22 protein-coding genes are annotated in these 24,665 nt (G+C 54.5%); 13 read left to right on the plus strand and 9 right to left on the minus strand.

Annotated features, from left to right (window positions below):
• The coding region (locus I9187_RS21550; RefSeq protein WP_209940333.1) for an autotransporter outer membrane beta-barrel domain-containing protein at positions 1-1,763 on the plus strand (1,763 nt) is incomplete at its 5' end.
• Positions 1,764-1,781: 18 nt separating this feature from the next.
• Positions 1,782-2,261, plus strand: coding sequence for an invasion associated locus B family protein (locus I9187_RS21555; RefSeq protein WP_171238725.1), 480 nt, complete (start codon positions 1,782-1,784; stop codon positions 2,259-2,261).
• A gap of 147 nt (positions 2,262-2,408) precedes the next feature.
• Here I9187_RS21555 and I9187_RS21560 read toward each other — a convergent pair whose 3' ends face one another.
• Positions 2,409-2,690 carry a helix-turn-helix domain-containing protein gene (locus I9187_RS21560; RefSeq protein ID WP_245223356.1) on the minus strand — a complete coding sequence of 94 codons (282 nt, stop codon included), beginning with the start codon at positions 2,688-2,690 and terminating at the stop codon, positions 2,409-2,411.
• Here I9187_RS21560 and I9187_RS21565 point away from each other — a divergent pair.
• The gene (locus I9187_RS21565; protein ID WP_245223357.1) at positions 2,652-3,779 is read left to right on the plus strand and encodes an FAD-dependent oxidoreductase; all 1,128 of its coding nucleotides are present in this window, start codon (positions 2,652-2,654) and stop codon (positions 3,777-3,779) included. The two genes, I9187_RS21560 and I9187_RS21565, sit on opposite strands and share 39 nt — an antisense overlap.
• A gap of 45 nt (positions 3,780-3,824) precedes the next feature.
• Here the strand turns inward: I9187_RS21565 and I9187_RS21570 are convergent, their stop codons facing one another.
• Positions 3,825-5,723, minus strand: a complete 1,899-nt coding sequence (locus I9187_RS21570) for an adenylate/guanylate cyclase domain-containing protein (protein ID WP_209940334.1) — start codon at positions 5,721-5,723, stop codon at positions 3,825-3,827.
• Positions 5,724-5,936: 213 nt separating this feature from the next.
• Positions 5,937-6,815 carry a LysR family transcriptional regulator gene (locus tag I9187_RS21575; RefSeq protein ID WP_171180665.1) on the minus strand — a complete coding sequence of 293 codons (879 nt, stop codon included), beginning with the start codon at positions 6,813-6,815 and terminating at the stop codon, positions 5,937-5,939.
• 163 nt (positions 6,816-6,978) lie between these two features.
• On the opposite strand from I9187_RS21575, the gene I9187_RS21580 reads away from it, so the two are divergent.
• Complete coding sequence (locus I9187_RS21580; RefSeq protein WP_171180667.1) at positions 6,979-7,242, plus strand: DUF4242 domain-containing protein; 264 nt, start codon at positions 6,979-6,981, stop codon at positions 7,240-7,242.
• A gap of 346 nt (positions 7,243-7,588) precedes the next feature.
• Here I9187_RS21580 and I9187_RS21585 read toward each other — a convergent pair whose 3' ends face one another.
• Positions 7,589-8,932, minus strand: coding sequence for a hypothetical protein (locus I9187_RS21585; RefSeq protein ID WP_209509705.1), 1,344 nt, complete (start codon positions 8,930-8,932; stop codon positions 7,589-7,591).
• 440 nt (positions 8,933-9,372) lie between these two features.
• On the opposite strand from I9187_RS21585, the gene I9187_RS21590 reads away from it, so the two are divergent.
• The 3 genes from I9187_RS21590 to I9187_RS21600 all read left to right on the plus strand — a co-directional run bounded on the left by I9187_RS21590 (position 9,373) and on the right by I9187_RS21600 (position 13,202).
• Positions 9,373-10,626, plus strand: coding sequence for a DUF3179 domain-containing (seleno)protein (locus I9187_RS21590; protein WP_171180672.1), 1,254 nt, complete (start codon positions 9,373-9,375; stop codon positions 10,624-10,626).
• Between the two features lie 20 nt (positions 10,627-10,646).
• Positions 10,647-12,314 carry a sulfatase-like hydrolase/transferase gene (locus I9187_RS21595; RefSeq protein WP_171180674.1) on the plus strand — a complete coding sequence of 556 codons (1,668 nt, stop codon included), beginning with the start codon at positions 10,647-10,649 and terminating at the stop codon, positions 12,312-12,314.
• A 69-nt stretch (positions 12,315-12,383) separates the two neighbouring features.
• Entirely contained in the window at positions 12,384-13,202 is an 819-nt protein-coding gene (locus I9187_RS21600; protein ID WP_171180676.1) for a hypothetical protein, read from the plus strand.
• Positions 13,203-13,289: 87 nt separating this feature from the next.
• Here the strand turns inward: I9187_RS21600 and I9187_RS21605 are convergent, their stop codons facing one another.
• Genes I9187_RS21605 through comD form a run of 3 tightly spaced genes read right to left on the minus strand, consistent with a single transcriptional unit; the run spans position 13,290 to position 15,503 of the window.
• The gene (locus I9187_RS21605; protein WP_171180719.1) at positions 13,290-14,432 is read right to left on the minus strand and encodes an alpha-hydroxy acid oxidase; all 1,143 of its coding nucleotides are present in this window, start codon (positions 14,430-14,432) and stop codon (positions 13,290-13,292) included.
• Between the two features lie 13 nt (positions 14,433-14,445).
• Positions 14,446-15,000, minus strand: coding sequence for a sulfopyruvate decarboxylase subunit beta (comE, locus tag I9187_RS21610; protein WP_171180678.1), 555 nt, complete (start codon positions 14,998-15,000; stop codon positions 14,446-14,448).
• On the minus strand, positions 14,997-15,503 hold the full coding sequence (gene comD, locus I9187_RS21615) for a sulfopyruvate decarboxylase subunit alpha (RefSeq protein ID WP_171095649.1): 507 nt from the start codon (positions 15,501-15,503) through the stop codon (positions 14,997-14,999). The genes comE and comD overlap by 4 nt, the downstream gene beginning before the upstream one ends.
• A gap of 124 nt (positions 15,504-15,627) precedes the next feature.
• Between comD and I9187_RS21620 the strand changes: the two genes are divergently transcribed.
• Complete coding sequence (locus tag I9187_RS21620; protein WP_171180680.1) at positions 15,628-16,521, plus strand: LysR family transcriptional regulator; 894 nt, start codon at positions 15,628-15,630, stop codon at positions 16,519-16,521.
• A gap of 18 nt (positions 16,522-16,539) precedes the next feature.
• Here I9187_RS21620 and I9187_RS21625 read toward each other — a convergent pair whose 3' ends face one another.
• Both I9187_RS21625 and I9187_RS21630 read right to left on the minus strand, forming a co-directional pair.
• Complete coding sequence (locus tag I9187_RS21625) at positions 16,540-17,808, minus strand: MFS transporter (RefSeq protein WP_171180682.1); 1,269 nt, start codon at positions 17,806-17,808, stop codon at positions 16,540-16,542.
• Positions 17,809-18,283: 475 nt separating this feature from the next.
• Positions 18,284-18,886: an XRE family transcriptional regulator gene (locus I9187_RS21630; RefSeq protein ID WP_171180684.1), complete on the minus strand. Its 603-nt coding sequence runs from the start codon at positions 18,884-18,886 to the stop codon at positions 18,284-18,286.
• Positions 18,887-19,033: 147 nt separating this feature from the next.
• On the opposite strand from I9187_RS21630, the gene glyA reads away from it, so the two are divergent.
• The 5 genes from glyA (at position 19,034) to I9187_RS21655 (ending at position 24,582) form a co-directional block, all read left to right on the plus strand.
• Entirely contained in the window at positions 19,034-20,287 is a 1,254-nt protein-coding gene (gene glyA, locus I9187_RS21635; RefSeq protein WP_171180686.1) for a serine hydroxymethyltransferase, read from the plus strand.
• An 11-nt stretch (positions 20,288-20,298) separates the two neighbouring features.
• Positions 20,299-21,678, plus strand: a complete 1,380-nt coding sequence (lpdA, locus tag I9187_RS21640; protein ID WP_171238721.1) for a dihydrolipoyl dehydrogenase — start codon at positions 20,299-20,301, stop codon at positions 21,676-21,678.
• Between the two features lie 14 nt (positions 21,679-21,692).
• A complete protein-coding gene (gene lipA, locus I9187_RS21645; RefSeq protein WP_171180691.1) occupies positions 21,693-22,637 on the plus strand; it encodes a lipoyl synthase in 945 nt (314 codons plus the stop codon).
• 24 nt (positions 22,638-22,661) lie between these two features.
• Positions 22,662-24,080, plus strand: coding sequence for a sodium:alanine symporter family protein (locus I9187_RS21650; RefSeq protein WP_171180693.1), 1,419 nt, complete (start codon positions 22,662-22,664; stop codon positions 24,078-24,080).
• Between the two features lie 79 nt (positions 24,081-24,159).
• Complete coding sequence (locus tag I9187_RS21655) at positions 24,160-24,582, plus strand: universal stress protein (RefSeq protein WP_209940335.1); 423 nt, start codon at positions 24,160-24,162, stop codon at positions 24,580-24,582.
• The last annotated feature ends 83 nt before the right edge of the window (positions 24,583-24,665 follow it).

Here is a 24,665-nt window from a genome sequence, read left to right on the forward strand (position 1 = left end):
GCTATTCACTCTCAGCGTTCTTGAGCGTCAATGGTAAAAAGTTTGCAACAGATCCGTTGCTGAATGGGGGTGATGGGAACGATCAGGTCACGCTCTCGGGCGCGGCCCTTGGCAACCTAAACCTTGGCGCAGGCTCTAATGGACTAACCCTTGCAAATGGGGGTGCGCTTTATGCGCTGGATGTAATCGATCTGGGTTCCGCTGGTTTCATGCAAGTGAACGGCGATTTCGTTCTGGGTGCCAACTGGGGGCTGAACACAGCCTTCACTTCGTCCGTGCAAGCCAGCAACTTTGCCTTTTATGGAAATGTCAGCCAAACGCTGGACCTGATCGGCAGCCTGGCCTTCGGCAACACTGCAACGTCGACCTTCGATGTGTATTTCCTGACCTCAGGCGCGTCAGGCGGCAACAGCGATCTGATCAACGTGACCGGAAACGCAACAATTGGAGGTAAGTTGACGCCGCAGTTGAACACGCTGCAACGGGCCTTGCCTTTGGTGATCATCAACCCGAATGGCGCCGCAGCAGATGCGGGGACAACAATTCGGGACACTGTGGTTCTGGACTATTCAATTGGCCTGAATGGTTCGACGTCTGACGGCAGCTCAATCGATTTGGTGGTTACGCCCGATTACTCGACCCAGGGAATGAACGTCAATCAAGCGGCCATTGGTGACTATATCAACCAGGTACTCAACGGGCAGGGTTCGGTTGCACAGGGCGAGCTGTTCGCCCTAATCGGGAACATGCAATCCGAGGCCAACGTCATCGCCGCGATAAACTCTCTGTCGACTTCTGATTATGCCTCTGATCTTGTGGATGCCTATTACGGTACCCGCGTGTTTGCCGACACGCTGCACAATTGCGAGCGGTTTACCGATTATCAAATCGGAAATAACCCGCGCAATTGCGCATGGTTCTCAGGCGGGAGGTCCTTTTTGGACCGAAACCAGACTGGCGTCTACGATGCTCTGGACATCAATGCGACCAATCTGTCCGCCGGGGTTCGTATGCCCGTGGGTGATGAGCTTTATGCGGGTTTTGCAGTGGGTCACGACCAGATGAGCCTGAGCAACGGATCGTCTTACAACGCAACCGGCGATCGATTCAATCTGGGTGCGTCGCTGACCAAATACACCGGCGCGTGGTCCTTCGCGGCGCAGCTGTCTGCCGGTTGGTCAGACTACGATACGCTGAGCGCAGGCGGGATTGTTGGAGTGCTGCCCGGTGGCACGGTTGTCAACACCACTGGGGTCAGTGAGATCACCCATAAGACCAACCACCAAAACCTGCGGTTGAGCTTTGCCTACGACCACCGGTTTGACGGTGGTCGGTCTTACCTGCGGCCCGAACTGTCTTTTGATGCAATGCGTCTCGCAACCGAAAGCAACGGCCAGGCGACCCTGTCTGGTGTTACTTTGCAAGACGACAGCAACATGATCTATTCGTTGACGCCGACAATTGAGTTGGGGACCGAGCAGATCCTGAGCGGTACCCAAAAACTGCGTGCTAGCCTGCGCGCGGGTGCCATTCTGTCGTCAGATGATACAGTCTCGGTTACGGCTGGGTTCGCGGGGGCCAGCGCGGCTGATGGCGGATTTGTCAATACCAGCTATGTAGGGGACAGCCATGGGGTGATCTCGGCCCGGCTGGGATTGTTTGCCTTGGATGACAGCCGCTTTATCAATCTGAGCGTCGATCATATGTTCGGTGATTCAACCGAGGCCTTACAGGTTGGGCTTGGCCTTGGAGTACAATTCTAATCCATGAGGAACAGAAGAATGAAAACTTGGATTTGCGCTTTTGGTTTCTCGCTGGGGCTGGCGTTTCCGCTCGCGGCGCAGGAAAATGAAGCACCGCTTTGGTCGGTCAATTGCAGCAATCTGGTCAGCGATGGTGAATTGGTCTGCGAAATGACGCAGAGCATTGTTCTGACCGAGAACAATCAGCGTCTGACTTCGATCGCTTTTGTAAAATCCGCTGGAAAAGACGAGGTTGAAGCTGTGTTATCCTTGCCGTTTGGCCTGCTGTTTGCCGAAGGATTGGTGGCAAGCGTGGATGGTTCCGAAGTTGCGCAGCCAGCGTTTTTGACGTGTGAGGCGCAAGGGTGTTTTGCCCGGTCGCCCGTGTCCTCGGACTGGATGTCCGCTATGCGCGCCGGGGATCAGTTGACGATTGCAGGTGTCAATCGAGTTGGCGAGCCTATCTCGTTTACCTATGATCTGGCTGGTTTCAGCGCGATTTCTGATCTTTTGCCGTAGGGTCAGGACGCATTGATTTTCAACGCGCTGCAAGCCTGACGGCTGGGAAACCAGAGCTGTGACAAAAACGATCTTTTCTGGCCGACCGACGAGCAGATGGCTAGGTTTTTCCTTTCTTCCTACAGTCGCCCTCGCAGGAACTGTCATCTATTGGTTTAGATCCTGACCTAAACTTGGAATGGTCTTTGGGTTCGGTAGTTTGTCTGCATTCTGCGCAGCCCACTCGTGCATTTCATGCAGCAACGGGATCAGGTTTTGGCCCAGTGGTGAGAAGCTGTATTCTACGTGTGGCGGAATAGTCTCAAAGTCTTTCCGCAAGACAAATCCTGTCTCCTGCAACTCGGTGAGTTGGCGCGTCAATGTGCGATGCGTGATGCGCCCGAGGTTGCGTTGAAGCTGGTTGAAACGGCAGCTACCCTGATCGAGCAACGCGAAGCCTTTGTGCAGCCTCCGGCAGCAATCCGTGCGCTGGTAGAACCCACCTTGCTGGATCAGATCATTTTACCTTACGACAACTTGCTGAAATCAGGCGATGTTGTGCGGGGTCGTGCAGTGTCAATCTGTCAATCAGAGGTCACGTTAGACTCTGGCACATCCTGTCCGGCGGACTTGATCGTGATTGCCACCGGATCGTCATATGCCGCCCCTTTCAAACCATCGGGCGACAGTATCGCTGATTTTCGTCAAGCCAGCAAAGAGGTCAGTGCTCGTTTGGCCAAGGCGAATTCAGTGGTTATTGTCGGGGCGGGGGCCGTAGGAACGGAACTTGCGGGCGAGATTGCCTCAGCGCAGCCAGGTAAACTCATTACATTAATCGCGTCAGACGATACCTTGTTTCCAATGTATCCAATCAAGTTTGGCGCACAACTCAAACGCAAGCTGGAAGGCCTTGGTGTCACGGTCATTCTTGGCCAAAGAGCGCAAGACCTTCGCCATTTGGATAGGCCTTACGAAGGATCGGTGACACTTACGGACGGCCGGGTGATTGCGGCTGATCTTGTATTTCCGGTGATCGGATCAAAGCCTCAGACGTCATTGGTGCAATGCCTTCCGGGGGTGACTTCGGGATCTGGGGGTAGGGTCAGGACTGATAAGTGGCTGCGACCGTCCGACTATCCGAACGTTTTTGTGGCAGGCGACATCGCCGACGTGGGAGACGGCATGACGATTGTAGCCACGACTAGGCAAAACCCATGGCTTATCAAAACACTGAAAAAGGTGTCGGAGGGTTCATCCTTTGAAAACCTGAAACCATACAGCCCTTGGAAAAAAGCGCCAATTCTGGTGCCTTTGGGTCCAATGATCGGCAATAGCTGGCTGTTTGCAACAGTTGGTGACTGGATCACTCGTAAAAAGAAGGGGCAAATCTTTTCATTCCCAAATATCGAAAGGCATTTGGTGTTGTTAATACGAGAAAGTAGTTCTGATTATTGGAAACGAATTGTCCGCTCGCTCATAAAAAACCGGCATGCCAAGACAACGAAATTAGGCAAATCGTGTGTCACGAAGACCTCTTGAGGTTGCGTGCAATGGCGTGCCCGCACGGAAGAGCCCAAAAACCAGTTATTCCTTCGATTCAGGCACACCCAGTTTTCGCAGATCTTCTACCCATCGATTAAGATACGCCTCGCTCTCGAATGGCGCATTTTTCGCCTCTTGGATAGTGAATTCTGGATTGGCCGTCAGAAACTCATCGATAACGATCTGCGCATCACTGGAAAGGCCAAGACGCAAAAGAACTGGCGCGTAGGTGCGCTTCAATCCGTCCGGTATTTCGTTCATCTGTTCAATCGAAGCCTTTGCCTCTTCATACCTTTCAGCGAAGTACTGGGCCCAACCCAAGTTCCAAAGATACCAGTCTTGGTGGTGTGGGTTCAGTCGGATCGCCAGTTTCATGCGCTCAACGGCCTCAGGTGCTTTGCCGTCATAGACGAGTGGGTCAATGGAATCTGCAAGAACGGATGCCGAATTTGGATTCAGCGATATGGCCTTGTCATAAAGCGAAGCAGCCCGCTCGAGGTTTCCACTCTGAGTAGTTGCATTGGCCAAGACCCAATGACCCTTGAAATTGAAGGGTTCCAATTCAATGGCTTTCCGCGCCATCTCAAACGCGCGGTCCAGCGACTCCTCGCGTGTCAAAGAGTTCGTCCATCCCCAACGATACCCGTTGATGTGGGCCCAAGCGTTTTCGACATACGCCCCGGCAAAGTTCGGATCGAGCGCAATCGCTTTTGCACTGAGCTCCTCTGCCCTGATGTTTCCTTCTTTCGTGAAGGTAAACCACTCCTCTTGTGCGCGTTTGCGCAATTCATATGCACCAAGGCTTTCGGTTGGTTGATGCTTGAGGCGGCTATATTCCGCAAGATCAATGTTCGTAGAGAGAAGCGAAGCCACCGTTCGCGTTATCTCATCCTGTACTGAAAAGATGTCCTGTAGGTCTCGGTCATAGCTGTCTGCCCAGATGTTCTGGCCTGTCGTCGCATCAATGAGTTGGGACGTTACACGCAAGCGATCACCAGCAATCTGGACGCTCCCCTCAACGATGTAGCGGACACCTAATTCTTCTGACACTTTCTGTATATCCGCCGGAGTGTCCTTGTACGAAAACGTCGAGTTTCGGGCGACCACGAAGAAATCGGAAAAACGGGACAAAGCGGTCAGGATGTTCTCACTAAGTCCGTCGCTCAGGTAATCTTGGCTCGGGTCGTTGTTGAGATTGTCGAACGCCATGACCGCGATGGAGGGTTTGCCAGACAGGGCCACGGCGTGTTCATTCGAGTCCGGAAATTGCACCGCGGACCAAGGTTGCAGCCATGCGGTGACCAACAACGCCAGGAAAATTACGGCGCAACCCAACATGATCAGGCGATTTGTTGGCCTGTTCGAAAGTGGCACGATAGGAGAAACGATGGCTTGCGCCTTGTCATCCAGTTTTAGGCTGTACACGTGAACGGGGTCCGAGATGTTCTTGACCTCTCGCTTCCCCAAATCTTCGATAGTGAGATCAAGCTTGGAATGGACTTGTTCGAAAATACTGGCTGACATGTAAATGCCATCCGGAACAGCCAGACTTTCAATGCGTGCGGCGACATTTACACCATCCCCGTGAATGTCATCCTGATCTACAACGATATCGCCAACATTGAGACCGATCCGGTATCGCACTTGTGAGTCTTGAGGCAGGTCCGCGTTGGCGATCCCTATATAGTGCTGCATGTCCACTGCACACCGAACGGCCTCAACTGCACTTGCAAACTCAAGGAGCAAGCCATCGCCCATCAATTTAACGATGCGCCCATGTCGTGCAGCAACAACTGGTTCAAAGATCTGCTCGCGATGGGCCTTGACCCTTGCAAGCACACTCGCCTCGTCATTTCGAATAAGACGACTATAGCCAACCACATCGGCGGCAAGTATCGCTGCCAGACGTCTTTCCAAAGACTGAACTCCCAGAGTGGGCATCACGCTAAACAGGTTATTACATCTATGCCAGACGCACTAGTCGAACACATATCTCCGATGAGGCGATTTTTCAGTCGTTTGCAGAATTGTCGGCCGCAAAGTTGCGCCTGATAACGACGAGCGGTTATTCAATGAATGTCGGTTTCGGGACTGCCTATAGTCTATGACGGGAGGCAGTCGAGAACGGTGCTGCCGAGACCAAAGCCAACGTGCTTACCCCGGCCAAGCGAAAGTTTGCGACGACCTCATTAGGGCTTCAAGTGCGGGCGAGTGTTTTCGACCTGGAACTGTGAAAGCTGCAATCGTTCTTGAAACTTCCGGCTCTACAAGCGGGCGCTGTAACAAGCCCGGTAAACTAACCGAGTACTCAGGCATAAAGGCAAAACCAATGCCTGCAGCGACCATCGCTTGCACCCAATCTTCTCGCTCAGAGCGGAAGCGAGCGTACAGTTCCACGCCCTTCGACTGGCAGACCGACATCACCATCTCACGCAGCTCACAGGCCAGGCGATCCACGTAGTTTTCTTGCGATAAGTCTTGCAGCGAAACCGAATTGAGTTGTCCAAGACGGTGCTCGGGAGGGAATACAACCACATATCTTTCGACGTATAGTGGTCTCGCCCTGAACTCTTCTTCCAACTCTTCAGTCAGTGTCATCAAAGCGACATCGATATCGCCATCTGAGAGTTTTTTCTTTAAGTCAGGCGCGCTTGCTTCATTGACTGACAACTCCAAGCCGCTGTGGTTTTTCTCGAATTGAGCCAGAAACCGAGCCAGGCGAACATGCCCAATTGTGGATAGGACACCCAAGCGCAATGGCACCTTTTCGAGTAAGCGAAAATTCTGAGCCAGTGCTTGTGTAGCTGCTGCTTCGTCAACGATGTGCTGTAGATGCGGCAGCATTGACTTCCCAAAGTCGCTGACCAAAATTTTTCGACCTTCCCGATGAAAAACCTGTGCACCTAGTTCTGCTTCCAGAGACTTGACGCCCTTGGTCAACGCTGGTTGGCTCACGTTGCACTCTGCGGCAGCTTTGGTGAAATTCAGGTGTTTTGCCGCGGATAAAACGTATCTAATCTGAGACATCTCCATTTTGAGGCACCTCGTCACTTATGGCGATAGTCAACTATACCGCAGAATACACCGATTTATCCAAACCTGGAGTTATTAAGTCATAAGGTATCGATAGTTCCCTGCGTTACAGACCCGTGATGCAATAGACGCACTGGTTTTGACAGTTTGGAAAGGGAGCGAGATGTCTGTTTTTATGGTCGAAAGAAACCTCAAGGGTATAAGCATGGATGACTTGGGTGCTGCCCAGAAGGCAGCGATAGCGACAGCACAAAAAATGACCGCAGAAGGGGATAAGATAAGCTATGTCCGCTCAACTTTTGCCCCGGAAGACGGTCGTTGCATGTGCTTGTTTGATGGCGAAAGTGCTGAACAAGTTCGTCGACTGAACGATACCGCAGGTCTGCCATACGAGAGTGTTGTTGCAGCCATGGACTTGTCTGCATAACGACCATCTGGGTGTAAAATTCTTTTTTGATTGGGCCCAGAGCAAATGCTCTGAGGCCCTTAGAAAAGTTTAAACGGCTCGACATAGTACGGCAGGTTCGTCCGCTGAGCTGCTCGCCCCTGAACTGTCCAATGAAGCCGTCGTGTCATCCATTCTCATAAGGGTTGCCAGTTTCGACGTAAGTCGTCTTGGCGCTGACGGCGGCAATCCAGTCGCGGACAGCCTGGATAACAAATTCCGACCGGTGACACTTTGGGAATGAAGTTGTGTCAGAGACCATGGCTGCCTGCGAATGCATTGGAACCTTACGGGGCGGGGAACTGTTCTGAGAAAATATTCAGTTCCTTTATTTACCTGCTTGTTGCGCCGCAATCTGGGCAAGCGCACTGATAATGTCTTCGGCGTGGCGCTGATCTGCAAACAGCGCACGAAGCAAAGACGGCAAAGGGTAGTCAGGCCAAGCCTCCTCCAACAGAAGGACTGTTGCCCTTGCGCGGTCGTGTTCTCCCATCTTTTGATAGGCGGCGGCGAGGTACCCGATTGATATGGGGCTGACAGGATCACCCAGCCTGATGGACGTGTTGAACTGGTCAACGCAGCCCTGATAGTCCCCTAGATGAAAACTCGCTGACGCCAAAACGCTTCGGTAAGGGAACCTCCGATTGGTCGTATCGTCGTTTTGCGCGCGTCTGGCTGACGCGATGGCGCGTTCGAAGTCGCCGCCAAACAAGGCAAACAACGCGTCAAAATTTGTGACATGGATGTCTTCAGGTGCAAGGCTGACCGCGCGGTTTGATTGGGCGAGGGTCGTGTCGAAATCCCGCTGGGCAAAGGAGATAAGTGCAAGGGCAGAGTGGCTCCACCCTTCATCCGGTGCCAGTTCGACGGCTTTGTCGGCATGCGTTTTGGCCAGATCCAGCAAAGTGCGCCTTTCTTCGCTGGGCGGAGTGGTAATCGCAAGAATACCCAATGCTTGTGCTGACCCCGCGTAGCCACCAAAATACGACCCGTCCAGCGCAATGGCGCGCTTGAACATACCGCTGACGGCCTGCAACCGTGCGCGATCCAGAACCGGAAACATCAAGGGGCGCGCTTCTTCAGCAAGGTTAACCGCCTGTAGTTTGATGGGATTGGTGGAAAACAGCGCTTCTCGGACTGCTTGCTGTTTCCTTTCGGTTTCAGATTGGGAAGTGGTCACCGTTGATGCCTGAGGTTTGAGCTGAAGGTAAAGGCCGGTTGCGCACAAAGCGAATACGGTTGCTACAGCGGCACCGTGCCACCAATAGCGTCGTAAAGGACGTGGCGATCCGTTTTCCTGATCAGGTGAAAGTACCTCAAATCGGGGTACATACCCTCCGGGATCAACATGAATGCGCAAACACTCATCCTTGCCGGAGTTCGAATAATAGTTGGCTAATCGTCTGCGCATACGACCGGCATCGACACGTACAACGGCCATTGGATCGCCGCGCCCACCCAATGTTCTGCCGTATACGTCCTCGGCCACAGACTTGGCCCGGATGTCGTCGGCGTGGCCAGCTAACATAGTTTCAACAACATAGCGCAGAAAGGACTGAAGACGTTCAGCGCCGTCAAACTCCGGGCTGTTCAAAATCGAATCCAACGCCTGTTGGATCTGGATTTCAGTCAGGTTTTTCGGGATGGGATTGGGCCCCGATTCTGAACGCAAGCCTCTTGAAGTCATCGCATCTGTCGCTGTTGATTGTTTCGTAAGCACCTGAAAATAAACATGTTACGTCGTAACATACGTTAAGATACCTGAATATGTAAATGAATTTTGTGTATACTCGTTTTTAAAGGAGGGGGACTTGCCTTTTCGCTGAGGCCTGACCGAGATCAGACAGCTTGGGGATGGATATGAACTCATTGACATTAGTATTTCCAAACCAAGCGAATGAAATCGGTCGATTGCGCAGTTCGGACACGGTGTTTGCTCAAATCTGTGCAGATTATGAGAGTTTGATAGCACTGCTGCCCTGTGATGCTAGCGATCCAACTTATGCAGACTTAACCGATAGCCTTCGGGGGCTTGAGGACGAAATTCGGCTTTACCTCGCGTCCAAGTCCAAATCTCCCGAGGGCTAACCACACGTAAGAAAGGCGATCTGAATGCTGGCCAACATTTTGTTTTATTTGGGTCTTGTCGTTTCGCTGACCATTGGGTTCATGTATTTTCGCGACCTTGGAGACATCAGCCAGATGGTTTTGAAGGTAAAGCGGAACAACATGATCCGTTTCATTCGAAACGAAAACGCCTATATCGCTGCGGGCGTAAGTGGGTTGGCTTTGATGCTGGTTGGCCATTTTATGGGCGGCGGACCAGGCTGGTTGTTCTTTCTGGGTGTGCCTGCAGTAACTTTATTAATTTTATTCCTGTTCGTCTTCCCATGGGTCTGGGTTCACGTCGGTTTGCGTAACCAGCAAGACAGCGCCCGGTATTATCCGATCTCGGAAGCTAAGGACTTCATTAATCCGTCGGCCAGCGTTTTGGTGATCGAAAACAACGGCCATGCCCGCGCGCATTCCGACGGGCAGTTGATGCGCCCCCACCTGGCTGGCAATGCCGATGGACTTGGAGGCGATGACATCGTCATGACGTATTGCGCCATGGCGAACCTGGGTCTGGCCTACAAACCGCAGATCAATGGTAAGCGGCTTGATCTGGAAGTCATGGCCCAGCACGGCAACAACCTGATCCTGCGCGACAACCTCACTGGCGAACCCATTCAGCAGATCTATGGTCACTTTGATAGCGATACGTCCAAACAATCCGCCATGCAGCCCTGGCCCACTTTCCGGATGAGCTTTCGGGGATTTCAAAAGGCTTATCCGGACGGCGAGGTGTTTTTGAACAAGCCTTCTTCGAACCCTTTTCTAAAACTCTTCGATCTATTCACAGAAACTGTGTTCGCCTCGGGCATCGCGAAACAGCATCAAGAGGCAGCACCGGTCATGGATAACATGAGCCACAGCGACGACCGGTTGCCCAATAAGACCTATGTCTGGGGCGTAACAGTGGGTGACGATGCTGTGTGCTGGACCGATGAGTTCATTGCCGAGCATAAGGGTTTGATCAACGCCACTGTGGGCGGTCGTGATCTCGTCGTTGCCTATGATCCAGCCTATGAAAGCGTAGGGGTCTGGTACAATGACAGCGGTGAAGCGGTGACCGAAATCGACTTCTTCGGCAATTCGGATCGAGGAAAGCTCAGTCGCGTCGAGACCTTAAGGTCCGGAATGTTTTGGCATGTCTGGGTCGAGTTCTTCCCGGACACCGACATCAATTGCATCGGACCTCAGACCTTGGATGCAGAGGAGATGCAGAAACCCCCAAAACCCGAAACGCACACAGAATCGGAATAGAGCCAATGAGCAGGAGCGACATGAGACAAGTTGTTTACCTTTCGGCAAGCCTTTGTATTGCAGCCCAAATGGTGACGGCGCAGGAAGCGCCCATCATTCACGACGCTGAGTTTTACATACTGCAAGCCCAGCACGCCGAAAAATGGGCCGAGGATGATGCTGCGGTTGACGCGCTACTTTCCGAGTTTCGGGAGCGCAATAATGGCAATCCGCCAAATATCGTTTCCATCCTGATTGATGATCTCGGTTTCGGAGATATGGGCATACCGGAACTCAACGCAGTACGCGGCATCGAAACTCCGAACATCAACCAATTCTCGGACGAAGGTATGCGGATGGTGCGAATGTACACCGAACCATCCTGTACTCCGACACGGGTTGCTCAAATGACTGGGCGTCTTCCAGTACGCATGGGAATGGGGAACACGACTGTGGATATAGCTGGCTTCGGTCTTCCAGGAAAGGAAGTCACTCTTGCTGAGGTTCTTAAAGAAGCTGGCTATGCTACCAGCCATGTAGGTAAATGGCACATGGGTGACATCGCTGAGAGCTGGGCGATGAACCAGGGTTTCGATTACGCACAACATGCGATCCACCAACAAGGTCAGCTTACGATTTTCAACGACGATGCCATTCGCGAGCAAGTCTCAGTTGGTATCGGAGATTTTGTCCCTGAGTACGTACTCGACGAATGGTTCCGCCCAGACGCTTCAGCAATGATGACCGTCATCGAAGGCGAGGCAGGTGGACCAATCCGGGAGATTAGAATGCAACCTGGTGAACGTTGGGGCGCATTGAAATACGATGAGATGAACCAAGCGTATCAAGACAAGACGATAGAAGAGCTAAGACGTCTTGCGACCGGTGAGCAACCGTTCTTCCTTCAATACTGGCCGATGATCCCACTACATAACACGCGCACCGGAAGAACTGGGCCAGAGTCACCCAATGGTGGCCTCTACGCCGATAAGCTCCAGTTGCTCGATGAATACCTCGGGGAAATCTTCGCCGAAATGGAAAATCTGGACGTCGCGAAAAACACTGTCGTTGTTGTCATGGGTGACAACGGACATTTCACCAAATACTCACCTCAATCCGGCTTTACACCAATGATCTACAAAGGTGGCAAAGGCGACACCACCGAAGGCGGGGTTCGAGTTGACGCCTTTATTCGCTGGCCTGGTGTTATCGGCCCAGATTCAATGGTTAATAACATTTTACACGTCTCCGATCTCTATACGACACTGTCACGTATCGCTGGCGCAGATGGGTTCATCCCGCGCGATCGGCTGGTAGATGGCGTCGATCAGTCAGCTTCGATTCTGTTCGCTGATGAATCCAAAGGTCGCCGAGACTCGTTGATTGTGTATAACATTGATAAACCCGGAGCCATCATTAAGGATAAATTCCGAATGAACCTGCCGAAGGACCTCACAAACGGTATTTTGGCAGACTTCATAGACATTTATCGCGACACTCATGAAAAGTACCCTGTCTCGACTGAAGTCGGTGCTTGGGGAGGTCAGGAATTCGTTCGAATTCTCGCTCGTCACCAAGCCCGGAAGGAAAAATTCCCTGACGAGAAACCCGCATTCGGCATACCTTACGAGGGGATTGAAAACATTCGCCCTGAAACCGCCGCGGCAGTTGAGGCATTCAAAATCAAGCAATCCTCGGTCAGCAAATGAGGTGCGATTTGTCGAAGCATCACCAGCGTGGCCTGTTCCTGTGGAAGTGAAAAGCTAGGAGATTGGCACATGAACTTCAAAAAATCTGCTTGCGGCGCAAGCACAATTACTCTGACCTGTCTGCTGGCTTCTGCAGCGTCCGCTCAATCCTTGCCCCCGCCAGGGCAGGATGACGAGGGTTGGCGGCACACGCTTGGCTTTTACCTATTCACACCACTCAGGACCACCGGAACGTCCACCGTTGCGGGTGTCTCGGCTGATCTTGATCTTGATCTGGGTGATGTTTTGGAGGTTCTCGATTTCGCCGCCGCCGGGCGTTACGAGTCATGGAATGGCGATTTTGGTATCATTGTTGACGCCAATTATGTGGGCATAGAAGAAGACGCGACACTGCCCGGACCGATTGGGGCCTCGGTGAACGTAGATGTACGTCAAAAATGGTTCGGAATCTTGGGGGCTTATCGTATTGCGGATGGCACCTATGGCGCGGCCAATCAACGCTATACCATCGATCTTCAGGGGGGCATTCGGTACAACTCGATCCGGCAGGAGATTGACATCACAACACCGGGCCCAACAACACCACCGGTATTGGGCGGTGATCCGGGATGGGTCGAGCCCGTTATCGGTGCCCGCGGCATGTGGAGACTGAACGACCGTTGGACGGCTATCACGTCCCTTGATCTTGGTGGCTTCGGTGCGGGTGGTAACGATCTGCAGATCGGGGCGAATATCGGTTTTGACTACCAGCCGTGGGAAAGAACAGCGATCACATTTGGCTATCGGTACTTCAGTGTTGACTTCAGCGACACGCTGAGCACCGGTGCTTTCGCCTATGATGTTACCCAACATGGACCGTATTTTGGATTGAAAGTCTTCTTTAATTAAACGCCAAATGGCGAGGCCGACACGGCATCTTGCCTATTCATTTCACAAACCGCGCGGGGCAGGTGTATGGACTGGCGCCGCGTGCAGTTACGTTTTGCTCTCTTGAAGCAAAAATTGCGAACGATCCAGGCTCTGGCCAAGCTGAGCCGGTCTGGGTGTTGTTGCGCCAATCTGGGCAAGGGTCAGGCTCGTCTCCTGCGACAGCACATCCCAAAGGGTTCGCAACCCAGTCTCTCCTCCAGCAGCGATTGCATATAACAGAATGCGCCCCAGAAAGGCAAAATCAGCACCTGACGCCAGCACCTTCACAACGTCTTCACCGCTGCGCAGCCCACTGTCGTAGAACAATGGAAAATCCGAGCCAACCGCCTGACGAATGGCGGGCAGCGCGAGAGCGGGAGGGATTGCAGCATCTAGCTGCCGACCACCGTGGCTGGACACCTGTATGGCATCCACTCCCGCTTGTTTGAGGCGCTGTGCATCTTCGGCATCCAGAACGCCTTTGACGACCAGCTTGCCTGGCCATCGGTCACGCAACCGACTGAGATAGTTCCAATCGGCACGCGCGCGGGATTCGGTGCGATCAAAGGTGCCGTCTGGAAAATTTGCCATCTGTGGCTTGCCGCGGAACAAAGTGTTCAGCGACCAGCGTGGATGCAGCGCGAAATCGAAAAACTGCCTGGGCCCGATCCGAAACGGCATCTTGAAACCGTGGCGCAGTTCGCGCGGACGTCTGCCAACTTCTGGTACATCCAGTGTCAGAACTAGTGTGCGATAGCCTGCCGCTTCGGCCCGGTCCACAAGACCCATAGCGCTGCTGCCGTCGCCGCTGAAGTACAGTTGGAACCAGGCGTGCCCTTCAGCCACTTCGATGATCTTTTCCAACGGCGTCGAGGCTACGGTCGAAACCCCGTGCGGGATTTCGTAGTCAGCTGCCAGGCGCGCCAGCATAAGGTCCGCGTCGGGCGCAGCCAGATTGCACATCCCCATTGGAGAGATACCAAAAGGCCGTTTGGCAGCATGGTCAAAGACAGCCAAATCCAGGCTGCGCTGGCTGACATCCACCAGAACCCGCGTGCGCAGGCGAATGTCCTGCAAGGCGCGCCGGTTTAACTCCGCGCCGTGTTCTTCACCCGCGTTGCCATCCATGTAATCAAACACCATCCAAGGCAGACGCCTGCGGGCTATCCGCCGGGCATCTGCGCTAGAATGGATCTGGCCGGACGGCAACATGTTCGGGACCTCAGGCCTGAACAGCTTTCATGAACCGATCACGGATTACCACCGGGTCCATGGTGATGACGGGCATCTTGGCATTGCCGCTTTCGCATTTGGCCACGATGATGGTCATCTTGTTCCCGGCCAGAGCGTCTTCGATCGCCTGTTTTGTATCCTCGGCCCGGCATTCGACAACGTTTTCGCAGCCGCAGGCCGAAGCGACTGCCGCTAACGAGGTTTTCTGCCCCGCATAGGTCGGCTGATCACCGGTCGAACCATATGATCCGTTATCAACGATCAGCAGGATGAAATTGTCGGCCACGTTGTTCGCGATCGTGGGTAGAGTGCCGAAATTAGTCAGAACCGAGCCGTCACCGTCGATGGCAATCACCTTTTTGTCCTGAGCCAGCGCCAAACCCAATCCGATGCTTGAGGCTAGTCCCATTGTGCCCAGCATGTAGAAATTGGTGGGCTGGTCGTCGATGGCGTGCAGTTCCTGACTGGGGATGCCGATATTGCAGACCACCAACTGGTCGCGGATAACAGGGGCGATTTCTTTCAGAATCTCAGAGCGGATCATTGGTCTCCGTAGCCTCCCCAGAAGGACGCGTCGGTCAGGATGGCGACCGGCTTGTTGCACATGAAGGTGTATTTCAGGATTGTATCCAGCTCATCCGCGTCACTTTCCTTGTGGAAGTGATAGGTCGGGATGTTGAGTTGGGCCAGCAGAGCCTTGGTGTGCACCGCCATTTCAACCTGGCAGGCTACCGGTTCGCGCAGTTCACCCCGGTATGAGATCAGCATCGGCAGCGGCATCCGGTAGTACTGGATCAACGTGGCCAGCGTATTGATTGTCACGCCGATCGCGGTGTTCTGCATGATGATGGCGGGTCGCTTGCCCCCCATCCAGGCCCCGGCGCACAGACCCATGCCTTCGTCTTCTTTGTTTGAGGGGATGTGAAAGATCTCGGGGCGCGCTTCGACCTCGTCGATGACACCGGCCAACTGCTTGCAGGGCACGGTCGTCACGAAACTGATGTCATTGGCCACCAGATCATCAACGATTTTGCTGTGGATGGACATTCTCGATTCCTCTGTTCACTGACACTCATATCGCCCAAAACCTATGCTTTACTCAATGTAATAATACTTTATTATGAATAAAGTTTTGGTTTAGTTTAGTCATGCGCCGCGAAGAAATGGTTTCATGAGCATCACGCTGTACAAAACCCTGATTGCAATTGCTGACACAGGCAGTTTTGCTGCCGCCGCCGACAAGGTCTATGTCTCTCAGGCGGCGGTTGGTCAGCAGATGAAGCGGCTTGAAGATCACTTGCAAATTGCCTTGTTCGACCGAGGCGAGCGCACTCCCAAGCTCAATCAAACCGGCTGGGCGCTGGTACCCAAGGCCAGAGATCTGGTGCGCGCCTATGACACAATCCTGGAAGGTGTGGTTGGTGACACGGCTTTCGGCGGTGAGTTTAATCTGGGCGCTGTGTCATCGACCATTCGCAGCTTGATCCCGGTCACCGTCCGGCGATTGCTGGAGGCCTATCCGGAGCTACGAGTCCATGTGACGTCGGCTCTATCCGGAGATCTTCAGACGCAGGTAGAGCGTGGCGTGATCGATGCGGCGGTGCTGAGCGCGCCAGAAACTATGACCCCGGATCTGGAATGGCATCCTTTTGCGACCGAAGAACTGGTTCTGGTGACATCGCCCGAGGTGACCGAAACTGATCCGATCCAAATCCTTGCAACACAACCTTTCGTCCGACACGCCCGGGATGGGATGGTCGGTGTTCTGGCCGACACGTGGCTTGCCCAGAGCGGAATCCGGGTGAGCTATGCCATGGAAATGAAATCGCTCGAAGACCTCACGAGTATGGTGGCGCATAACTTGGGTGTCTCAATCGTGCCCAACCTGTGTATGCCCGATCCGGAATTCGGCCGATTGCGAAAAATCCCGCTAGGTGGCAAACCCGTTTCCCGCGCGCTGGGCGTTTTGCTGCGCGCCGACAGTCCCAGAAAGCGGTTGATTGATCTGTTCGTTGACGAAATCCGGACCTCTGTCGCGTACCATCCGGCTGTGTCCAAGGATTAGCCAAACTTTCTAATTGTATTAAGCACGGCCCTCTATGCCAGCTTCCTCATTAAAACTTGCTTCCTCTTCCTGTACCAAGGTTTCCGCTTGCAAGACGCCGGGTTGTGTCGCGCCGATGATGCCCACAACCTGCACTTCTCCGGTCTCGGCAGGCGCGGCAACCTTGACGCGCCGGATCAATGCGATCACGGCAACAGAAAGCCCGATGCCGGCTAAAAGAAACTGTAATCCCCTGCCTCCGAACAGGGAAATGGCGTTTGGACCCAATATGGTTCCGATGAGAAGTCCGATGTTCAGCAGCAAAACCATGGTGCCACTGGCGGGTACGATCTGAGACAGGCGGAGCTGATCATTCGCATGAGCGGTCAGGATTGAGTAGGTCGGGTACAAACCGATTGCAATCACGACAAAGCCGAAGACAATGTATTCGGGTGATGTGTTGGCTGCCATCCAAAGACCCGACACCAAGACGATAACGCCCAGACCAATAACAACATAACGCCTGTCGGTGTGGTCTGAAATCCAACCCACCGGATATTGCACGACGGCACCGGCAATCAGGGCAGCCACCAAAGCGCCTGATGCCTGCGCAGCCGAGAACCCCTGTTGCAGGGCATACAAGGGCAGGGTGATATAGTGTGCGGAAACACCGATACTGACCAACACAATCCCAATAACCGCGATGGGAGAGACCTTGTACAACCGTGTGACTGGCATGCGCTCAGGGACGGTATAGTCCGGTGCTTTGTTGCCTGACAAAAGCAATGGCACGATCGACAGCGAAATCAGGATCGAGACGGTTCCGAACAAGAGATTGCCAGTAGGATCAGGAAAGCCAACAAGAGCCGTACCCAACGCTGGTCCCGCAAGTTGGATGATGAAATAGAGCGACAGCACCTGCGCCCGCGTATTGTTTTCGGATTTGGCGTTCAGCCAGCTTTCGGTGATGACGTAAAGACCCGGGTAACAAAACCCTCCCAAAAAGCGCATCACGCTCCAACTGATGGCATCGCTGGTCAGCAGGTGTACGATCGCCGCGATAGAAACCAGTGACGCAAGTGCGGAAAATGCCCGGATGTGCCCGACGTTTTCCACCAGACGCGGCGCCATGGCCGTTCCGGCCAGCGCGCCCAGCGGATAGCTTGCTTGCATGACCGAGATGGTAAAATCACTGAACCCAAGACTTGCGCCGCGAATTGTAAGCAAGGTCGCCAACAGGCCATTGGCAACCATCAGCATGAGCATCCCCAAAAACAGGGCCCAGTTTTCATTTAATGCGCGTATCATGCCCCATGCCTATTGCGGGCCGGATCAGCAGTATATCAATCCCGCGACAAGCTGATGTCGCGACAAGCCACAGCAAGGCACCTGAAACGGGCCTTGCGAGATTGCCGATACTTTCAAAGAAAATTCAGGCTGGCAGACAGCAGAGATCTAGGTGTCTCTTGAAACCAGCACTGCCCAAACCGTTGAATCGAGGCGGGGACCTCGCGCGCTGGCGAGAAATTCGGTGTCTCACATTGTGTCGGGAAAGGATTGGCGCGACGCCCAAAGCGCCACTACGGGCAGATTTTCGCATCGCAATTCCATGGCGAACGCGTCAAAGCGCTGGCGCAAGCGTTGGTGCCCTCGAACATACAAGCCATGGCAGAGCGACCGTTACTGCGCGCAGACCGGTAGACAAGATTTCTTTTGTCAAAAAGAGCGGCAACCGGCACTGATCTGAATTGCGCGTCCTGCACCTTGGCGGGCCAAGGTGGGTTCACTCCAGCGAGACCCAAAGCACCTTTGCGTCTTCTTTGCTGGTCGAAATGCAACCATGCCCCATTCCGCTGTCATAATAGAGCGAATCCCCGGCCTTCATTGGAAGTGGACGGTAATGCTCGGACAGGAAAATTAGCTCGCCGCTGAGGACATACATGAATTCTTCGCCCGAATGGTGAACCAGCGGATCGAATTCTGATATGTCTCGCGCCCGGATTGTTGCGATATAGGGCAACATGCGTTTGCTGGTCAGATCCGAGCACAAAAGTTCGTGCAGGTAAGTGGCGGTTTCTCGCGTGTCGCCCTGACCTTTGGCGGTGAAATCGCGCCGCCCTGCTATGCCTGACTGACCCGACTCCAAAAACAATTGTGGGGGGTTCATGTCCAGCGCCTGGGTCAGACGGCGCACGATCTCGAAACTTGGTTTGGTCTGGTTGTTTTCAATCTTCGACAGAGTCGAGCGACCGATTCCCGCAGCGCGCCCGGCCTCTTCCAAAGTCCAGCCTTTTTCCCGCCGTGCATCGCGAATGGACCGGCCCAACGCCGCGCCTTCGTCCTCTTCGTCTTGGACAGAACCTTCATTCCAATGGTCGTCGCCCATCATTTTCCTCCCAATTTACCACAGGTTACAGGTTCTCCTATACGCACGCAATATCGCGAATATGAGAAATATGTTGCCATTAAGAGCTTAGTTCCACTATAGGAAACAAAGTTTCGAATACAGGATTCGAAAGTGGAGGAAGAAACCATGTTCAAAACGTCGCTGAAAGATGCTGATCCTGTCATCGCTGCGTCGATTGACCGTGAGGGCGTGCGCCAGGCCGAGCAGATTGAGCTTATCGCATCCGAGAACATCGTCTCTCAGGCCGTGATCGAGGCGCAGGGCTCGGTCCTGACCAACAAATACGCCGAAGGATATTCGGGTCGCCGCTATTATGGCGGGTGTGAATATGTAGACGAGGTCGAATCCGAGGCCATCGACCGTTTGAAGAAACTGTTCGGGTGCGAATACGCCAACGTGCAACCGCATTCCGGTGCGCAGGCAAATGGCGCAGTCAAACTGGCACTGTTAAGCCCGGGCGATACAATTCTGGGCATGTCTCTGGATGCTGGCGGTCATTTGACCCACGGGGCGAAGCCGGCGCAATCAGGCAAATGGTTCCGGCCTATCCAATATGGCCTGACCGAGGCTGGCCTGATCGACTATGACCAAGTCGAAGCCTTGGCCAAGGCTGAAAAACCGCAGTTGATCATCGCAGGTGCGTCGGCTTATTCGCAAAAGATCGACTTTGCCCGTTTCCGTTCCATCGCGGACGAGGTCGGCGCATGGCTACTGGCCGACATGGCCCATATCGCGGGTCTGGTTGCAACCGGTTTGCACCCTTCACCTATTGGTCATGCGCATGTTGTCACGTCGACCACGCATAAAACCCTGCGCGGCCCGCGCGGAGGCATCATCCTGACCAATGACGAAGCGCTGGCGAAAAAGATCAACTCGGCCGTGTTCCCCGGTCTTCAGGGCGGCCCGTTGATGCATGTGATCGCGGGTAAGGCGGTTGCGTTTGGCGAGGCGCTGAAGCCTGAATTCAAAGAATACATGCAGCGCGTGGTCGATAGTGCTTCGACGTTGGCCAATGTGATGATCGCACGGGGATGTGACATCGTTTCTGGTGGTACCGAGAACCACCTGATGCTGGTCGATCTGCGCCCAATCGGCGTAACCGGCAAAGATGCCGAAGCCGCGTTGGAGCGTGCCGGGTTTACCTGCAACAAAAACAGCGTTCCGGGTGATCCTCAGAAGCCAACCGTTACCAGCGGTATTCGACTGGGTACCGCTGCCGGATGCAGCCGTGGCTTTGGGGCGGAAGAATTCAAACAGATTGGCAACCTGATTGGCGATGTTCTGGACGCATTGGCTAAGTCGCCCGACGGTGATGCCGCTGTCGAACAGGCGACCCATGCAAAAGTCCGCGCGCTCTGCGCCAGCTATCCGATTTACTGAAAGACGACGAAATGACTTACGACCTGATTGTCATCGGCGGAGGGCCAGGCGGCTATGTCGCCGCGATCCGTGCGGCCCAGCTGGGTATGAAAGTGGCTTGCGTCGAGGGGCGCGGGGCTCTGGGTGGCACTTGTCTGAACGTCGGGTGCATACCCTCCAAAGCGTTGCTGAACTCCTCGGCGAAATTTGCCGAACTCTCCCATCTCTCCTCCCATGGCATTGCGGTCGGGGAGGCCAGCATTGATGTACCCGCGATGATGGGGCGCAAGGACAAGATCGTTGGCGATCTGACTAAGGGCATTGCGTTCTTGTTTCAGAAAAACGGAGTTGATCTGATCGAAGGCTGGGCCACCATTCCCGCAGCCGGTCAAGTCAAGGTGGGCGACGAGGTTCATGAGACTAAGAACATCCTGATTGCTACGGGGTCCGAGCCTACCCCATTGCCCGGCATCGAGATTGACGAACAGAACGTCCTGAGTTCGACCGGTGCGATTGCGTTGGACAGCGTGCCGGATCATCTGGTGGTGATCGGAGCTGGCGTTATTGGTCTGGAACTGGGTCAGGTCTGGGCACGTCTGGGAGCCAAGGTCACAGTTATTGAGTATCTGGACCGCATCCTGCCCGGCATTGACGGTGAAATAGCCAAATTGGCGCAGCGCGCGCTCAGCAAGCGCGGCTTGAAGTTCCAGTTGGGGCGTGCGCTGAAATTCATTGAAGAAACCACGACTGGTCTGAAATTGACCGTGGATCGTGTGGGCAAGGACAAAAAAGAGGTGATCGAGGCCGACAAGGTTCTGATCGCCGTCGGTCGCCGCCCCGTTACACGCGGGCTGGGTCTTGAAGACCTTGGCATCGCTGTGAGCCCGCGCGGCTTTATTGAAGTTGACGGCACGTTCCAGACCTCGGTTCCTGGCGTCTATGCGATCGGTGACTGTGTTCCCGGCCCGATGCTGGCGCACAAAGCCGAAGAGGACGGCGTTGCCTGTGTCGAAATGCTGGCCGGTGAAACGGCTCACGTCGATTACAACACTGTTCCGGGTGTGGTTTATACCGACCCCGAGGTCGCCTCGGTGGGCTTGACCGAAGAAGCGCTGAAAGACGCGGGTACCGAATACTCGGTTGGCAAATTTGCCTTCATGGCCAACTCGCGGGCGCGTTCGACCGGCGAAACCGATGGTGCGGTCAAGGTTCTGGCAGGTCCCAACGGCAAAATTCTGGGTGCACATATCTGCGGTGCACATGGTGGTGATCTGATCGCCGAACTGGTTCTTGCGATGACCAAAGGCGCCACCGTGTCCGAGGTCGCCTCAACCTGTCATGCACACCCGGCTATGGGGGAGGCGGTCAAAGAAGCCTGCCTGGACGCCCTGGGCCGCGCAATCCACGCGTAAGAAAGAGCAGACAGATGACTATCCAGCTTCGCCCTCGCCACCCTGAAAAGGCCAAAAAGGCTGACAGTGTCATCCCGCGCAAACCCAAGTGGATCCGCAAGAAAAAGGGCGATAGCGCCGAGTATTACGAAACCCGCCGCCTGATGCGCGAACATAACCTGGCGACCGTTTGCGAAGAGGCTGCCTGCCCCAACATCGGCGAGTGCTGGTCCAAGCGTCACGCCACCATGATGATCATGGGAGAGGTCTGCACACGCGGTTGTTCCTTCTGCAACGTCTCCACGGGCCGTCCCGATGCGCTGGATGCGTTTGAACCGGGTAGGGTTGCCGCGGCGGTGAAAAAATTGGGCCTGCGCCACGTGGTCATCACCTCGGTCGACCGCGATGATCTGGACGACGGCGGGGCCGAACATATCGCGCAGACCATTCGCGCCGTACGTCATAAGAATCCGGGCACCACGGTCGAGGTTTTGACCCCTGATTTTCTGGGAAAAGGTACTGCCTCAAATATCGTATTTGACGCGGCACCGGATGTTTTCAACCATAATCTGGAAACTGTGCCGCATCTTTACCCAACGGTACGTCCCGGTGCGCGGTATTATGCTTCGCTGCGTCTTCTGGATGATGCGAAACGCGCCAATCCCGAGATTTTCACCAAATCCGGCCTAATGGTGGGCTTGGGTGAAAGCCTGAATGACGTGCGGCAGGTCATGGATGACCTGCGCGCCGCTCAAGTCGATTTTCTGACAGTCGGCCAATACCTGCAACCGACCCCGAAACATCATCCAATTGACCGGTTCTGGTCACCGGAGGAGTTCGCCCAACTGGAACAGATCGCACGTTCCAAGGGCTTCCTGCACGTGTCGGCAACCCCGCTGACCCGTTCATCGTTCCACGCGGACGAAGACTTCGCTGCTCTTAAGCAAGCCCGCCAGCGGGCCATCGCAAACAGGGCATAACCAAACGCAAATGGGAGGGAAACCATGGAAGCGTTAACTTCAATCACAGGGGCCATTAATGGCGTCGTATGGGGGCCGTGGATGCTGGCGCTCATCCTTGGCGTCGGCTTCTTCCTACAGGTTGGTCTGAAATTCATGCCGATCCTGCGCATTGGCACGGGCTTCAGCCTGCTGTTCAAAGGGCGGGAAGGTCAGGGCGAAGGGCAGATCAGCCCGTTCAACGCGCTGATGACCTCGCTGTCGGCGACCATCGGTACAGGTAACATTGCCGGTGTGGCCACTGCTGTCTTCCTGGGCGGTCCAGGCGCCTTGTTCTGGATGTGGATGACCGCCCTGGTGGGCATGGCCACCAAATATGCCGAAGCTGTCTGCGCGGTGAAATATCGCGAAAAAGACGAGCTGGGCAACTATGTCGGCGGCCCGATGTACTACATCAAAAATGGTCTGGGCGCGAAATGGGCCTGGTTGGGCGTTGCCTTCGCTCTGTTCGGCGGCATTGCGGCCTTCGGCATCGGCAATGGCGTTCAAGCCAACGGTGTGGCGCAAGTTCTGGAAACAAACTTTGGCATCAATGAATCGATCACAGGCATTGTGCTGATGATCCTGACCGCCGCCGTTATTTTGGGTGGTATCACTCGCATCGGTGCTGTTGCAGGTAAACTGGTTCCGTTTATGGCCATTGCCTACATCGTTGCGGGCCTGCTGGTTCTGCTGATCAACATCGGTTCAATCGGCTCAGCGCTGAGCGATGTGTTCACTTATGCGTTCACGCCTTGGGCTGCCAAGGGCGGCGCAGCTGGTGCAGCGGTGTGGCTTGCCATCCGCTTTGGTGTGGCGCGCGGTGTCTTCTCGAACGAAGCTGGTCTGGGTTCTGCCCCGATCGCCCATGCCGCAGCCGAGACCAAGGGACCTGTAAATCAGGGCCTGATCGCGATGCTGGGGACGTTCATCGACACAATCATCGTGTGTTCGATCACGGGTCTGGCGATCATCGCTTCGGGCGCATTGGATGCGTCGGTTGCGGATTTCGTGGCCAATGGTGAAACCGAAGGATACAAAGCGATTTCCGGCGCAGCTCTGACGTCGCTGGCCTTTGAAACCACTCTGCCGGGTATCGGTGGGTACCTGATTGCAATCGCTCTGTCGATCTTTGCGTTCACCACTATCCTGGGCTGGTCCTTCTATGGCGAGAAATGCGTTGAGTTTCTGCTGGGTGTTAAATCCCTGCTGCCTTACCGCATCCTGTGGATCGTCGCGATCTACTTCGGCGCAACAGCAGATCTGGGCTTTGTCTGGCTGCTGGCAGATACGCTGAACGCCATGATGGCTATCCCGAACCTGATCGCTCTGGCCTTGCTGAGCCCGATCGTCTTCAAGCTGACGAAAGAGTTCTTCGCGTCGAACGGTCAATCGGAAGAGCCCGGCGGTCAAGCTGCCGAATAAGCTCGGCCCTGACGAATGCGGGGGGCCAAACTGGCCCCCCGGTTTTGAAACAGAAATCCATATCTCGAGGAGAGACGTGATGGCCACGAAAATCCTGCTGCCAATTGATCACACCGACGACCGCTCGTGGAAGAATGCCCTGCCGCTCGCACTTGAACAGGCCAAGTTCTATGGTGCCGAGCTGCACGCACTTGCCGTCATCCCCGAGATCATCCAGCTGCCGAACCTGCCCGCCAACTATGGCGCGGGTGCCCGGGATCATGTGCGCAATGCAGTTCAGGCTATCCTAGATCATGGCAATGCCTCGGACGTGAACGTTCACATCGAAGAAGGCAGCGTATACCGCGAAATCCTGAAACTCGCTTACAAGGATGGCTTTGACCTGATCATCATGGCCTCGACCAAAGGCGATTTCCCGAATTACGAGATCGGCCCGAACCTGGCCCGTGTGGTGCGCAATGCGCATTGCACAGTCACAGTCGTTCGCGACCAATCCCGCTGATCGAAAGGTGAGAACTATGTCCGACATTAAACGCACTCCCTTGTATTCGTTGCATGTTGAGTTGGGAGGTAAGTTGGTTGATT

The sequence above is a fragment of the Ruegeria sp. HKCCE4148 genome, assembly GCF_017872495.1.
Classification (GTDB): domain Bacteria; phylum Pseudomonadota; class Alphaproteobacteria; order Rhodobacterales; family Rhodobacteraceae; genus Ruegeria.